Origin of the sequence: Aquimarina aggregata (assembly GCF_001632745.1) — a bacterium.
Lineage (GTDB): Bacteria > Bacteroidota > Bacteroidia > Flavobacteriales > Flavobacteriaceae > Aquimarina > Aquimarina aggregata.
This window is the reverse complement of record NZ_LQRT01000060.1, coordinates 158,232-173,229: the sequence shown is the minus strand read 5'-3', so window position 1 is coordinate 173,229 and position 14,998 is coordinate 158,232. Positions and strand designations below refer to the sequence as shown.

Here is a 14,998-nt window from a genome sequence, read left to right as displayed (position 1 = left end):
GATGATTCTATTACTAAATATTCTTGATATCTAATATCGCAAGATAGGAAATTATACAAAGTGAGATTAAGGTTATCAAAGCTAATATTTACAAATAAAAAAAGCCCTGTAAAAACAGGGCTTGTACAACATTTAATGTTATCATATTATAAAGGAACACAAGTTCCAGAATGCGTATGAGGATTTCTAGAGCATGCCCAGTCATACTCTCCTGTAACAATAAAACAGTCTCTTCGTGTTCTACAACCAATCGGGAATTGTATACCACCGTTAATTGTTTCTTGTTGTTTCTTGTTCAATTGTTGAACATCTTTTAGGTTTAAAATTTTTGAAAACATATGGATTTGATTTTAAATTAGAAAAGTATTAAAACATATGGCACCCAATACCACCTAAGTGTCTTGGTACACTATTACACATTATAGCAGTAGGCCCTGTGCCACCACCTTTTACAGCATTAGCTTCAAATTGCGAAATTGTAACCTTTTTAAGTTCAAGTTTTTTTATTGTTTTTTTCATGATAAAAATTTAGATACAATACCTACTCTATTTATGGTTTTCGGTTTCCCCAAAATCAAAAGACAACCAGCAATCTGAATTCGATTATTATTTCCATCAGTCCAGCCAAGCGGAGTCGAGAGCTAATGGTTTGATTAAAAATCACCTCTCGACTCCGCTTGAGGCGACAGAAACAAACAAATCAATACCAATAATCAATAGATTAATAATCGAACACATTTAGTCATCTTCTGACTCTAATGTATTGCAATATTGTATCGCACAAAAACAACATATCCGCATATTATTGAATATGCGGATATGTAAAAATCCTTAATAAGCTTTATTAAAAAAACAGGTTGCTTTTCTAAAAAATATTCTGAGTTGGAACGCAAACGCAAATACTGTTATGGGTATCTGTATCATCGGTTGTTACATTACAATCTCCTCCTTGTATTTGTAGTAGCATTGTATTATTAATCCTTGCTATAGTTAGTTTTCTTAAGTCTATTCCCTTTTTTTGTTTCTTTTTCATAATGAAGATAATTTGCAGAGTCTTTGTTATTAAAAACAATTGACCTCGAAGTTAATTTTATTGAAAAAAGATACTTGTAACATTAGTAACATCATAATTAGCGCACCTCAATTTCATAAAATTGAGGTGCTTTTATACTTGATTATTAGGATACCATCGTTTTTTCTAACTTTTCAATTTCTTTGATATAAAATGATGGATTAAGTCCTGTTTTGGCTTTAAAATGTTTTGTAAAAGAATTATCACTTTTATACCCTATTTCTGATGCTATAGAGGTGATCGAGAATGATCTAAATTTTTTATCGGTTTGTAATCGCTGTAGTACATATTCGATTCTTAAATCATTAATATATTCATTAAAACTCTTTTCCTTATGAGTATTGATAATTTTAGAGAGATAGGTCGTATTAATTTTTACTCTTTTTGCCATAGCTCCCAAGGTACAATCTGTATGTAAAAAATATTCTTTCTCTTCTAATCGATCTAACCCTTTTAAAACAAGGGCTACTTTTTCATCATCAATAACAACTTCTTTGGCTTTTTTATCTGTTATAACTTCAGCTGTTGTTGTATTTACTTTCTGGATTAGATCATCAAAACGTAATTTGTTTTTTTTATATTTTAAGTAATAATACCCAACAATACTAAGTAGCACTATAAAGATTACAGCAAACATTAAGATCATATAATTTCTGGATTGCTTTTCTTTATGTTGCGCATCGGTAAGAACAGCTATCTCCTCTCCTAACTTATCAGTATCCTTTTTATATATTTTAGTAACCGTTTGGTCTTTGGCCTCAACAAATTTATCTCTTAATCGTGTATGTTTATCAATCCAAAACGCAAACTTTTGGTCGTTACCACTTGCCTTATAGCTATCTGCTAATAAACGATACGTATCTAATGTTCTTACATTTCTAGGATCTTTATCATCTAACTTGCTTAGGTTATCTTCTAGTAGTGTGATGGCTTTTGTATATTCCTTTTGTTTGGCATAACAATTTGCTAAAAAATAATTAAGATTAACCACAGATTTTTTATCTGTAATGGTATTGGTTTTTAAAAGTGACGCTGCCTGCTCCAGGTACTTAAAAGCAGTTGCAATATCATTTTGATAAAAGGATGCCGCTCCTTTTTTAGTATACAAATCAATAACCCCAATAAGGTGTTTAATACTGTTACCTATAGCAATACCTTTATCTGCATATAGTATTACAGAATCATACTTCTTTTGATCCAGATATACCTCGCTAATAATGGTATATAGATTAACATGATTTTTTTTGTTTTTGTACCCAGAATTTTCAACCAGTTTTAGGTTATGTTTAGCTATTGCAAGTGCTTTATCTAGTTGTTTTGTTCTTTTTAAAATAATCGTAATCCCAGAATTTGCAATAATCTCATGCTTACGGCTTTTGTTTTGTTTTGCTATCGCTAAAATGGTATCATACACGTCTAGTGCTTTTTGATTTTTCCAATCTTTTAGGTATGCCTCGGCCTTTTTTGTATAAATAGCATACAAAAACTGATCATAGCTGGCAGCTTTTGCTGCTTTGGCTGCATGCCCATAGTAGTAAGCACTGCGCTCATAGTTTTCTTGTGTATTAAAATGACGTCCCAGATAATAATAGGTATTGGTTTTAGCACTATCCTGATCCTTAAGATTAGATAACACCCGCTCGTAGATTTTAGCTTTTTGAGGGTTATTTTTTTTAATATAACTACCTAGCACGTTTGATGGCATAACAGCGATACTATCAGGAATGATGAGTTGTTTTTCTTGAGTATACCCTACTACCGTATAAATACTACAGCAGATAAAAAAAAGCCTTTTAAAAAAAATCATAGATCTTGTGATAAACAACAAATCAAAAATAGGAGTTTTCTTTTTAAGAGCATTTTGATAAAATAAACACATAAAAAAACCTGCATGATGATGCAGGTTTAGTACTATACTATTTTACCTTAATATATATGAACACAAGCCCCATTAACACGGCGTGCTGTTCCTCTTTCATTATTTAGACTAGGAGGAACACTACTCCCTCCTTTAAGCAATAGCAATGTCTCTGGATTAATTCTTGCAACCGTTAGTTTTTTTAACTGTAAAGTATTTGATTTATGTGTTTTCATAGCGTTTGTAATTATGATGTTACTCTGTTTATGGACTTTTAAAGTTAACGCGCCTGTAGATGACACATGCCTCCTCGCCTTCTTATAGTTCCCAAATCATCAGGGCTAGTAGTAGGAGGATAACTACTCCCCCCTTTAAGCAATTGTAATGCATCTGAGTTGATTCTTGCAACGGTTAATTTTTTTAAAGACAAAGTATTTGACTTATAAGTTTTCATAGGATTTATAATTATGATGTTACTCTGTAGAGTTTTTTTTAACTTAACGAACTATCTGGTGGCAAGCAAAACCATTTACACCAGGACGATGAGATCCACCACAATTTCCATTTACTGAAGGAGCAACACTGGTTCCACCCTTAAGCCTTTGTAAGGCTTCTGGATTAATTCTTGCAACTGTTAGTTTTTGTAAACGTAAAGCATTTGATTTGTGTGTTTTCATAACATTAGTATTTAGAATTTATTTCTTATGGCTTTTAAAATTGCCTTTATTAAGACAGTAATGTATTGATTTTTTATAACTTCAAAAAAAAACACCATAAATCATATCAAGACAAGCTTTCTCGTACTATCAAAATTGATACTATTTTAAACTAACTGATCCCTAGTATGTTCTTGTTTTGCTATTTTTTTGATATAATAGGATGGGTTAAGTCCTGTTCTTGTTTTAAAGTGTTTGGCAAAAGAGTAATCACTTTTATACCCAATCTCGGTCGCAATCGATTTGATAGAAAATGCTCTAAATTTTTTATCGTTCTTTAATCGTTTTAAGGCATAATCAATACGTAACTCGTTAAGATAGTCGTTAAAATTTTTCTTTTTATGTAGATTAATAATTTTAGATAAATAGGTCGCATTGGTTTTTACTTTTTTGGCTATGGTACGCAAATTACAATCAGACCGTAAAAAAAACTCTTGTCGCTCTAATCGATCTAAACCCTTAAGAATTTCATTAACCGTATCTTCATCAATTACAACCTCTTTAGCAATCTCTTTGGTTGTTTCTTTAACTGTAACAACTTCTTTTTCTTTTGTTTCTAAAGCAGTGATCTGTTGCAATAACTCATTAAAAATACGTTGATTTGATCTTTGCTTTCGCTTATACAACACTACCAAAATAACGAGACACCCTAACAGCAAACCTGCAATACCATAGGCATATGTTGTTCTTGTTTTGTCCTTATTTCTTTGAGATTGTAATACTTTAATGCCATCTTCTAACTGTTGTGCTTCTTTTTCATAAATTTTATTAACAGTTTGATCCTTCCGCTTTTGATAAGCTTCATTTAGACTTGAATACTTAGCATGCCAATAGGTAGATTGTTCAAAATCTTTTTTAGCTGCATAACAGTTGGCTAGTAACAGATGGGATTGTCGTACGGGTAGTTTTAGCAAATCATTTTTATCTGAGGCTTTTATGGTTAGTAACAATCTATTAATCGCTTTATCATATAGCTGTTGTTGATAATAACAACTAGCTACAAAATAGTTACTATTTACTGTGGGATAAAATCTATTGTTGATATTATTATTTTGTAAAATCTTTTCTGCTTTATATAAATAGTCTAAGGACTGCTCATAATCTTCTTGATAATAGAACACAACTCCCTTTTTAATATAGAGGTCTATCAGACCTTCTTTATGGTTTAAGATTTTACTCATAGCTATCCCTTGATCGGCATAATATACAACAGAATCATATCGCTCTGTATCCAAATAAACTTCAACATTAGTTGTTATTATATCTACATGAATCTTAGTATCTTTAAAAGAAGTTTGATCAATTGATTGTAATGTTTTTCTAGAAACCTTAAGTGCTTTATCAAATTGATTTGTTTTTTTATATACTAATACCAAACCAGAATTTGCAATCGCTTCTTGATCCAAATCTCCTATTTTTTGAGCAATAGCTAAACTCGTATAATAAGCATCTAGAGCTTTCTGATTTTGATCATTCATCATATAGGCATGACCTTTTAAGGTAGACGTCAGGCATAAAGATTTTTCTTCTCCTAGTTTTTTGAAAATTTCTTCTGCATTTTTATAATACGCTACACTTTCTTTGTAGTTTTCTTTACGGTAATAAGACCTTCCCTTTTCAAAAAATTCTTGAGCGGTATCTATTTCACTTTTTTGAGCAGTTATACTGTGAACTCCTACTCCTAATAGTATACAGTAGCTTATACTAAAAAAAAACAAAAATCGTGTTCTAGATAAAATCATATATACCAGTATGTAGTCACTCAAAAATAAGGATTCCTTTTAAAATGAGGGTATCCCTAAAAATGTTGATTAAAAAATACTCTTATTTGATACCAACTTTGTTCAATAAAACTTTAATTAAGTTATTATTAAAAAACTTTCAGTTTCAAAAAATGAAACTGGAAATACTTAGTATTGCAAAACGATGGTGACTTTAAATTATAAAAAGAAAACTGGACAATAAGTACTTCATATGGCACATCCAAAAATTACACAAACCACAACATTTACAGATCAGTTTACAGAAATCTTAAAACTATCTCCCAGTCAAATTCTCGAAATTGATGAGCTAGATTATTATACGCTTAGGGACAATATGTTTTCTATCAACCCTGATTATGATGAAAACATAGTGAAAAGAAAATACTTTAAAGCACTGTTAACACTTTTAAACGATACGCAAATCGCTACATTGCGTGAAGAAAGAAAAGCCTGGAAAGCAAAATCTAAACGTAGTGAACAGGATTTTGGTTTGGATTTGGATTATATGTATAACAAGTTTGAATCGTTAAAATTATCACCAAAAAAATATAAAGAATTTGTAGATACATATGGTCAGACACACAAAACGCTTATCCAACAGCGACAGAGCGAAACATATGACAGAAAGGAACCTATACCCAACTATCAAGACGAATTATTAACCCTTGCTAATCAGATGCTTAACACTTTGCTAAATCAAGAACAATTGGCACAATTTAATGCTATTGAAGCAAAAGAAAAGCAAGAGCTTTTGGATATGACGATACAACAGGTTCAAAGCAGATATAATAATCTAAAACTAAATAAAAAGCAGGCTCATGCTATATTTAACTATGAAGAAGAGGAATTTACGCGTGCTCCTGTTGATGGAGGCTACTATAGCGAGTTTGAAAAACTAGCGCTCGAAGAGCAATTTATGGCGTCGATTCTGGATAAAGCCCAGTTAGATAATTATCAACAGTATATGCAGCAAAAAAATGAAGATATTATAGCATCGATTATCGATAGTAATCAACGTGAAACTCCCAAAATAGAGAGGTTAAAAAACCATAAACAATATGTTATAAATCATTTTTTACCGGCACTATGCAGGTGGCGTAGTGACATAGAAATTCTATTACCAGAAAACGTAAAAGAAGATATTGTTATATTAAGGCAAGAATATTTTGAAGAAAATATTAAAACATACATCGAACATAAAGCAGAAGGAATTCGAAATTATAAAGACTTGTATCCAAACTACTTTTTAAAACTAGAGCTAGAACTGCAACTTAGAATTCTAATCCCGAATGGTTTTTACATTCAAAAAGACATAAGTAATTTCATTTCAAAATTAACACCACAGGTAATAGAAAAAACATCAAATATCTCAGAAGAACTTAAAGCCGCACGGGAGCAATTTAATCAATTTCAGGTCGAAAATTATGAAAATACCGGCGGCACCTATGGCGGTTGGGTGTATAATATACGATCTAATGATCAAAAACATTTGGATGCTGCTACAGTCTCTAGCTTACTTCTTATACCTAATCCAAACGAAAATATCGCACTTATGGATTTTGGAACTCGTAAAATAAAGACAAAAGATCACTAATCCATAACACCTGATATGATCCAACATTCGCTAAACTACTTTTCAATTATTATAATTTATAGTATGATATAAGGCTTAAAGTTTCTGGATAAAGTCTTTTTAACCTATTTCATAAAGTTATAAGACATATATGATATACAATAAGTTATATGTTCTATTTATGATCTTGTTACAGGATCATTAAGGTTATATATTACAAGCACACAAAATAATATTCTTATGACCTATAACCTAACGTACAAAGTAGTTCTCTTTTTTTTATTGACTACTACATTAACCCTTACGGCACAAGCGCCTATAAAACTTAGTTCTGATCAATTTAAATTTACAGAGGGTCCCGTTTGGGACGGAACAAACACAATTTATTTTACCGATATACCTAATAGTAAAGTAATTTCTTATGCATTAAACTCAGGAACTTTTTCTGAAGCCTTTGGCAACACTAATAGAGGTAATGGTCTTATGTTCTCTAAAGATTATGATTTATTAATTTGCGAAGGAGCAGCAGGCAAAATCAATAAAAGATCAGTCGATGGAACTATACTTGAAACTTTAGCGGCGACATATCAAAACAAACGATTTAATAATCCTAATGATTTATGCGTAGATAAACATGGAGGTATTTATTTTACCGATCCTACTTGGGGCACACAATATCAATCATCTAACAATTTATACTATCGCAATAAAAATGGGGTGATTACACAGTTAGATTCGTTCGGAAACGATAAACCTAATGGAGTTATAATTTCACCTAACGGAAAATATCTATATCTTAATAATTCCTGGAGTACCACGATCTACCGATACGACATCAATCAAGAAACAGGAGCACTAAGTAATCGAATAGATTTTGCTACTATCATAGATCCTGATGGATTAGATATCACGGGAGCCGACGGTATGGCTGTAGATACAAAAGGTAATTTATATGTTACTGCAAAATTTACAGTACAGGTATTTGATACTAATGGAAAACCAAGTACTACAATAAATTTTCCTGAAAAAACCACGAACTGTACCTTTGGAGGAAAAAACAAAGACATTCTTTTTGTAACCGCGGGTAAAAATCTATATAAAGTAGAGATGCCTGGCGTAACAGGGTTTCAGCACCCATTTGATCTGTTAGCAATGTATACTACTGTTCCACCGATAGGTAAAGTAATCACATTTCGCAAAGGAGGAGGAGATAAAAAATTTATAACTACGCAAAACAGCAATAACAATCAGTTGGTCGCTGAAACTTCTACGAGCAATACCCGCGCAGAAAGATTTTTGGTAGAAGTACATCCAAAAGGAGGAGTCGCATTAAAATCAATGCTCAATAATAAATATATTCGAGTCTTCAACAAAAATACAGATATCCCAATAAGAGCTGCAGCTACGGGTAAAGGAGGTTGGACTCAATTTACCTGGCTAAGTAAGGGTAATGGTAAAGTTGCTTTAAAAAGCGTACACGCCAATAAATGGATACAAGCAATCTGGACTACTGATAATGCAATATTATTTCCTAAAGGAGAACGTGCTTCTGACTGGGAAACATTTTCCTGGGAAATAGTAGCTAATGTAGATCCTGCACCAGATACAACAGATGCACCGATAGGAAAAACAATATCGCTTCGTAAAACAAACGGAGATAAAAAATACGTAACTGCAGAACAAACGGCCAATAACAAACAATTAATCGCAAGAGCAATTGCAGTTCAGGGTTGGGAGAAATTTAGTATCGAAACACATCCTGATGGAGGAATTGCTTTAAAAGCATTGTCCAATGCTAACTATGTGCAAGTTCAAGGTATAAATGTTAACGCAGCAGCGGCAAAAAAAGATAAGCTTACGCAATTTATATGGAAAAATAAAGGAAATGGTAAAGTTGCTTTAAAAAGTGTATCTGCAAACAAATGGATACAAGCATCTTGGTCATCAGACAATGCAGTTCTTTTTGCAAAAGGAATAGAGGATAAAGGTTGGGAAACTTTTGATTGGAAAATAGAAAACACTCAAAAAACAAAAGCAATCGGCACAACAGATCAAAGTTTAAACGCACACCCTAATCCATTAACAGAAAATACATTAAACATAGATCTTCCTATTAAAGAAACAACAAAACTCATCCTATACGATACTACTGGTAAAGTAATTTTTAACGAAAAGGTTATGGGTGGTACTACTATTGCACGTAATTGTGATGAACTAGGTATTAAAAGCAGTGGGCTATATACTTTAAAAATAACATCAAAATCAACAACAAAAACTATTAAGATACTTCGATAAAGAATAGTGCACTAATGAGTCGTAGTAAAAGACAAACAGTTACTTTTAAAAGCCATATTACAAATTTTGTAGTGTGGCTTTTTTAGAGAACATATATGATCTAAAAGAATGAAATTGTTTAAGTTACTACCTAAAATTTATGGTACAGCTTTTAGACTCACCAAACCATTTTAAACGATTACGAGAGGCTAGATTGTAAACTGCATCTCTAAGCATTCTTGGGATAAATGCTAATAACGCTGCTGCAACTCTCCATCTTGGAATTTTGGCTACTATCTTTAAAAAACCATCAGAATGCGTATGTGCACCTTGTTCATCGATTAAAATAACAGTTTCCAATTGCTGCAATGGATATCCAAAATGTTGTAATAATTCTTGCCCTTTAGGAGATTGAAAAGGTATAAATTCAAAAATCGAAGCGGGAGCAAATTTCATCAACCACCCTACTACACCATTACATAAACTACACTCTCCGTCAAATATAATAATACTTTTTGCTTTATGAGACTCCATTTGATTGGTTTTTAAATTGTTACAACTATAGTCGTATCGAACCATCAATCATTTCAATTGTTCTGGTAGAATTTTTATAAATCTTAGGATTATGTGTTGCAATAAGAACTGTTTTGCCCCTATTTTCTGTAATATTTTGCAGTAGTTTAAATACTATATCTGTATTTTTCTGATCTAGATTGCCTGTGGGCTCATCGGCAATAATAAGTGTTGGGTCATTAATCAGTGCTCTGGCTATAGCAACACGCTGTTGCTGTCCTCCTGATAATTTATAAGATGGGCGATGCGCATACTCTGCAATACCAACCTCGTCTAGTAATGCTAAAGCATCTTGTTGTATAGCTACGCGACTCTTTTCTCTAAGTTTTAAAGCCGGAAGCATTACATTTTGCAACACATTAAACTCTGGCAATAAATAATGAAATTGATACACAAAACCAATGTGCTTGTTTCTAAAATCTGTAAGTGCCGTTGAGTCCAATTTTTTTATATCCTGACCTTGTATAAACAGTTGTCCCTCAAAATCGGTATCTAGTGTCGATAAGATATAGAGTAATGTTGATTTTCCGCTCCCCGACTCTCCGTATATCGAAACCAATTCTCCTTCAGAAATCTGTAGCGAATTATCCTTAAGTACTTGATGTTTATCCGGATCATAAAAGTATTTATTAATATGTGTTCCCTCTAAAATCATATTCCCCTAATTATAGTTACAGGATCTACTCTACTTGCTTTTTTTGAAGGAAAATATCCCGCTAAAACTGTAGTTATTACTCCAAATAAAAACCCTAAAATATAGTATGATAATTTAAAATTGATTGGATACGTTTCTACAATAATAAAATCAGAAGTATCCAATGGTGTGGTAGAAATAATATAGCTTATCAAATATCCCAGGCTAGTGCCAAATACTGCACCCAATAATCCGATGATAATAGATTGAATCAAAAAAATAAAAACAATATCTCGAGCGGCATATCCTATGGTTTTTAATACTGCTATATCCTTCCTTTTTTGAATAACAGTGATATTCAAAATATTATAAATTCCGAACCCTGCCACTAGAAGCAATGCAAAAGAAACCGACCACGTTAGAATATCACGTACTTTATTACCAATTACAATGGTTTTATTACTGTCTTTCCAATCTTGGGTAGTAATTGCTTTGAAATTCTCTGATAGAACTGTTTTTAATGCAACATCATCACGGTTTTTTAATTTTACATGAATATTTGTAATCTTATTTTCTTGATGCATTAGTTTCTGAAGTGTTTTTGCAGAAACATAAGTACGTACATTATCTATTGTTGTAATCCCGAAACTAAAAATACCCGAAACCTCGAGCTTCATATTTTTCCCGTTTGAGAGTAGCATATTTACCTCATCCCCAACTACGACTTCTAATCGTTTAGCCAAACTTACACCTAGCAAAATTGTATGCCCTTGCAATAAACTTTTAAACCCTTTACCGGACAATAATCTGCGATCAAGATCAACCATTTTACGTTCTTCTAAAGGAAATACACCATTTATACTACCTGGTAATTGAGCGGTAGTACTTATTAAGATAGCAGGTGAAATAATTTGGTGTGCAAAAGAACTAACGTTTTGATCATTCTCTAAGAAATGGTCTATTTCTTCAACTTTAGCTAAGGCGTGTATAGCCGTACCAAAATTTTGCTTCTTTTTTTTACCATCTGGTGTGGCGCCAACAATGATATCTGGGCTTCCGTTAAAGACTGCATCATCCAAAAAATCATTAACTCCGGTCATAAAATTAACCATCACAATAAATGTTGTAACACCCAACATCACTCCTAAAGTTGCCAAAATACTTTGCTTTTTTCTCGTTAAGAGATATTGAAAAGCAATAAATAAATTAGTTGTATTTAAAACGGGTTTTGGCATAAGAGATCGGTCGAATAAACCTTGTAAGCATTACAAGTTAGCGTTTTTTGCTTCGTTTTGCTAATGGATTGAAATTTAAACATAACTGAACCCAATATGCTAAGTCTTCATCCAGATCAAAACCATCGGCTGTTACAAAAACATAACCCTTCATGGGTCTTCCAGTAAAATCCATAGGTAAGCATCCTTCTTTTTGCATTGCTTCTTCTACCGCATCAGGACCTATTCTTGCCATTAAAAGATCCATCCCTTTTTTCTTATCAAAATGAATCCCACAACACATCTTATCTTCTACCATAAAACATAACCCGCCCATCATTTTTTTTTCATAAAAATTTGCCTTTTTTTCTTTAAATAGTTGACGTATTCGATCTGCCATAAATTCATTATATGCCATAATTTATCGTATTACTTTACTTAAATACTCATTTACAGGTTGCATTGTTTTCCAATAGTTCATCATTTCTTCAATTAGTGATGGATTGGTAAGAAGCGTTGGTGCTTCTTCCCCAACAAAATAAAACTGTTTATTTTTAATGAGAGGCTCTTGATTACAGGCATCAATCCATTCTTTAGGAATGCGTTTCATGGTTTCACCACGTATTTCTCCAAACTTTTTAACAAATTCTGCGTTATCTATAAGCTTTTTAAAAGTACTAGGGTTTTTATGAATTGAAGTTCTTATTTTATGCAATTGTTCTTTAGAAGGGCCAAAACATCCCCCCATAATACCAATTGTTTCTGGAGAAAATCTAAGAAACATTCCAGGTATACTTTTATCCTTGCGTCCGCCTTTAGAAATAAACGCGGTATAATGTAAATTGTATGGTGATTTATCTTTTGAAAATCGGATATCTCTATTAATTCTGAGTATACAATCTTTAGGTTCAATTTGTAATTCTGTATCATACTTTTGAATGTGTGAGATCATATCTCCTACAAATTGTTCAAAAGGTTTTTTGATACTGGTTTCATATCTTTTTTTTTGAGCATGAAACCAATCTTTATGATTATTCTTTGCCAGTTCTTTAAAAAAACATGTGAAATCTTCTGTAAAATAGGTCATAGGTATAGGTTTACTCTAGTTTTAACAATAGAACTCATTTAGTAAAACAAAAAGTCAAAATGAGTTCTATCTTTAAAACGTTACATATTATTTCATAGAATGAAAAGCCACCCTATTGCCTTCAGTATCTAAAAAAATAGCCATAAATCCATTTTCTCCCAGAGAAGTTTTAGGCATAACAACTTTACCCCCTGCTTTTTCTACTCTGGCTAAAGGTACAGCAAGATCATCACCTCCATTAAGATAGGCAAACGTACCTTCTTGCGAAGGTTTATTTCCGTTACCATGGGTGACACAACCTCCTACTCCTCCATCTTTGTATGGAAAGAATGCCATTTTAAAATCGAGTTCCATAGGTTGTAATTCAACTTCAAGCAATTCGTTATAAAACTGAACTGCTCTTTCAAAATTAGTACTTGGTATTTCAAACCAGCTAATTGCATTAGACATAATAGTTATATTTTATTGATGAATACTATTTCAAAGATACCTGATCATATAAACGAAAAAAATTATATTTTTGAAAAAACATAGGTTTCTAAAATGAAGAAAAAAGAAGAGTTGTTTTATTTGATCCAATCTTTGAGTAAAAGTGAAAAGCGTTATTTTAAGGTAAGTGCTCAAGGAAGTGATGCCGCCGAGTATCTGATTTTGTTTGATGCAATCGAAGCACAAAAAACCTATGATGAATCCAAAATAAAACTACTTTTTAAAGACAAAGCATTTGTAACACAACTTACTACCATAAAGAACTACTTAAAGCATCGTATTTTGCAGGCTTTAAGAAATTACCATGCTCATATCTCTAAAAACGCCGAGCTTCTGGATATCATTCGTAATGTTGAAATTTTATTTCATAAGGGACAATACTCTATTTGTGAAAGTGAACTTAAAAGAGCCGAAAAAAAAGCGAAACACTTTGAACAGGAAATTCTTTTATTTCATATTCAAGAATGGAAGAGAAAAGTACATCAAGCTATGTTTCCACAAGACTTTTCGACTTTAAAAGCAATCACCCTAGAACAAAAGAATATTGTTAAATCTACTCAAGAATACATTGATCTTTTACTGGCTAATATAGATCCTTCACAGTTTTCTTTATCTCATAAAAAAAGTGCTTCTCTTCAAAACAGAACCTTAAAAGCACTACACAAATACCGTAAATCACTACTTTCTAAAGATCATAACAAAGCGAAGCGAAGTATTGAGGACCTAATAAAAGAATGGGAACAGCACCCCGAGTTACTTAAAGAATACTTTACCATGTATTTTTCGATTAGCAATAATCTTCTAGGTTTTTTGGTCTACAAGAAACAATACAAAGAAGCTTTTGTTAGAATTTTAGTTTTAAAACAAAAGGCCCACGCAGTACAAACTATTTCTGCATCTTTTATTAAAGAAAAGCTACGCCTTTACAATATCGAACTTGAAATCCATAGAAACCTTAAAGAATTACACACTACTCATGAAATCATAGAAGAAATTCAGGATTTTATGCAGCAACATAACACGCTAATGCCTTCGACTTACAGATTGTCTTTTTCCTTTCAGTTTGCTACTATTTATTTTCTAAAAAAAGATAATAAAAAGGCGCTACGATGGATTAATGAAATCTTAAATCATCAAACTAAAAAAGACCGTAAAGACTTAATAACGTATACCTACTGGTTAAATCTATTAGTGCATTATGAACTTGGCAATGGATTTACGTTACGTTATCTCGTGGATTCTATGAAAAAACATCTAAAAAAAGAAAAAAACATAGATTTCTATGAGAAAATACTATTGAAATTTATTTCTAAAACAGTAGAACATAGTAACTCTGAAAAAAGAAAAGAGTTTCTTACTCTTCAAGAGAATTTGACAGCACACCCTATTCCAAACACAGTATTGGGTTATGTTGATTTTAACGAATGGATTTCTAGAAAACATTAACCTAAGAAATATATAGTTAATCACTTTCAAAAAAACTAGTAAATCGGTGTATTCTTGTCTTAATACCAAAGGTTATATTTTGCAATAATTGTCCATAAAATTCTACCGGTTTTATATCATGAAGAACATATCATTTTTACATTAGATGTTTTTTTTCGGAAGGAAATTAACAAAAAGTTCTTTTACTATTCAAGAGAATAAAAAAGTATCGGTGACTTTGATTACATCTTTTTATCATAACCTGAGTTCGATTGTTAATTGTTTGATTTTAAATGATTATTCTTTTTCTCTGTTACCTC

The 14,998-nt window shown here is 32.0% G+C and carries 17 protein-coding genes; 3 read left to right on the top strand and 14 right to left on the bottom strand.

What is annotated here, in order from left to right:
* Window positions 1-146: 146 nt before the first annotated feature.
* From AWE51_RS25395 to AWE51_RS25380, 8 genes are all read right to left on the bottom strand, one after another.
* Entirely contained in the window at window positions 147-338 is a 192-nt protein-coding gene (locus AWE51_RS25395; RefSeq protein ID WP_066320078.1) for a hypothetical protein, read from the bottom strand.
* 28 nt (window positions 339-366) lie between these two features.
* Entirely contained in the window at window positions 367-519 is a 153-nt protein-coding gene (locus AWE51_RS26780; protein ID WP_157766228.1) for a hypothetical protein, read from the bottom strand.
* Between the two features lie 346 nt (window positions 520-865).
* Window positions 866-1,033 carry a hypothetical protein gene (locus tag AWE51_RS26775; RefSeq protein WP_157766227.1) on the bottom strand — a complete coding sequence of 56 codons (168 nt, stop codon included), beginning with the start codon at window positions 1,031-1,033 and terminating at the stop codon, window positions 866-868.
* Between the two features lie 145 nt (window positions 1,034-1,178).
* The gene (locus AWE51_RS25390; RefSeq protein ID WP_157766226.1) at window positions 1,179-2,879 is read right to left on the bottom strand and encodes a helix-turn-helix domain-containing protein; all 1,701 of its coding nucleotides are present in this window, start codon (window positions 2,877-2,879) and stop codon (window positions 1,179-1,181) included.
* 119 nt (window positions 2,880-2,998) lie between these two features.
* Entirely contained in the window at window positions 2,999-3,166 is a 168-nt protein-coding gene (locus AWE51_RS26770; RefSeq protein WP_157766225.1) for a hypothetical protein, read from the bottom strand.
* 44 nt (window positions 3,167-3,210) lie between these two features.
* A complete protein-coding gene (locus tag AWE51_RS26765; protein WP_157766224.1) occupies window positions 3,211-3,384 on the bottom strand; it encodes a class I lanthipeptide in 174 nt (57 codons plus the stop codon).
* A 43-nt stretch (window positions 3,385-3,427) separates the two neighbouring features.
* A complete protein-coding gene (locus AWE51_RS25385; RefSeq protein WP_066320072.1) occupies window positions 3,428-3,607 on the bottom strand; it encodes a class I lanthipeptide in 180 nt (59 codons plus the stop codon).
* 146 nt (window positions 3,608-3,753) lie between these two features.
* A complete protein-coding gene (locus AWE51_RS25380; RefSeq protein WP_066320071.1) occupies window positions 3,754-5,388 on the bottom strand; it encodes a helix-turn-helix domain-containing protein in 1,635 nt (544 codons plus the stop codon).
* A gap of 232 nt (window positions 5,389-5,620) precedes the next feature.
* Here AWE51_RS25380 and AWE51_RS25375 point away from each other — a divergent pair, with 232 nt between their 5' ends.
* Together AWE51_RS25375 and AWE51_RS25370 are read left to right on the top strand one after the other, a co-directional pair.
* Entirely contained in the window at window positions 5,621-7,003 is a 1,383-nt protein-coding gene (locus AWE51_RS25375; protein ID WP_066320068.1) for a hypothetical protein, read from the top strand.
* Window positions 7,004-7,222: 219 nt separating this feature from the next.
* Complete coding sequence (locus AWE51_RS25370) at window positions 7,223-9,277, top strand: SMP-30/gluconolactonase/LRE family protein (RefSeq protein ID WP_066320065.1); 2,055 nt, start codon at window positions 7,223-7,225, stop codon at window positions 9,275-9,277.
* Between the two features lie 126 nt (window positions 9,278-9,403).
* Here the strand turns inward: AWE51_RS25370 and AWE51_RS25365 are convergent, their stop codons facing one another.
* From AWE51_RS25365 to AWE51_RS25340, 6 genes are all read right to left on the bottom strand, one after another.
* On the bottom strand, window positions 9,404-9,790 hold the full coding sequence (locus tag AWE51_RS25365; protein ID WP_066320062.1) for a thiol-disulfide oxidoreductase DCC family protein: 387 nt from the start codon (window positions 9,788-9,790) through the stop codon (window positions 9,404-9,406).
* Window positions 9,791-9,815: 25 nt separating this feature from the next.
* Window positions 9,816-10,484 (bottom strand): ABC transporter ATP-binding protein, encoded by a 669-nt coding sequence (locus tag AWE51_RS25360; protein WP_066320059.1) that lies wholly within the window; start codon window positions 10,482-10,484, stop codon window positions 9,816-9,818.
* Window positions 10,481-11,698 carry an ABC transporter permease gene (locus AWE51_RS25355; protein ID WP_066320057.1) on the bottom strand — a complete coding sequence of 406 codons (1,218 nt, stop codon included), beginning with the start codon at window positions 11,696-11,698 and terminating at the stop codon, window positions 10,481-10,483. The genes AWE51_RS25360 and AWE51_RS25355 overlap by 4 nt, the downstream gene beginning before the upstream one ends.
* 37 nt (window positions 11,699-11,735) lie before the next feature.
* The gene (locus tag AWE51_RS25350) at window positions 11,736-12,095 is read right to left on the bottom strand and encodes a TfoX/Sxy family protein (protein WP_066320054.1); all 360 of its coding nucleotides are present in this window, start codon (window positions 12,093-12,095) and stop codon (window positions 11,736-11,738) included.
* 3 nt (window positions 12,096-12,098) lie between these two features.
* Window positions 12,099-12,764: a DUF2461 domain-containing protein gene (locus AWE51_RS25345; protein ID WP_066320053.1), complete on the bottom strand. Its 666-nt coding sequence runs from the start codon at window positions 12,762-12,764 to the stop codon at window positions 12,099-12,101.
* A gap of 87 nt (window positions 12,765-12,851) precedes the next feature.
* Window positions 12,852-13,214, bottom strand: coding sequence for a VOC family protein (locus AWE51_RS25340; RefSeq protein ID WP_066320051.1), 363 nt, complete (start codon window positions 13,212-13,214; stop codon window positions 12,852-12,854).
* A 93-nt stretch (window positions 13,215-13,307) separates the two neighbouring features.
* Between AWE51_RS25340 and AWE51_RS25335 the strand changes: the two genes are divergently transcribed.
* Window positions 13,308-14,699, top strand: a complete 1,392-nt coding sequence (locus tag AWE51_RS25335; RefSeq protein WP_066320048.1) for a hypothetical protein — start codon at window positions 13,308-13,310, stop codon at window positions 14,697-14,699.
* Window positions 14,700-14,998: the final 299 nt, after the last annotated feature.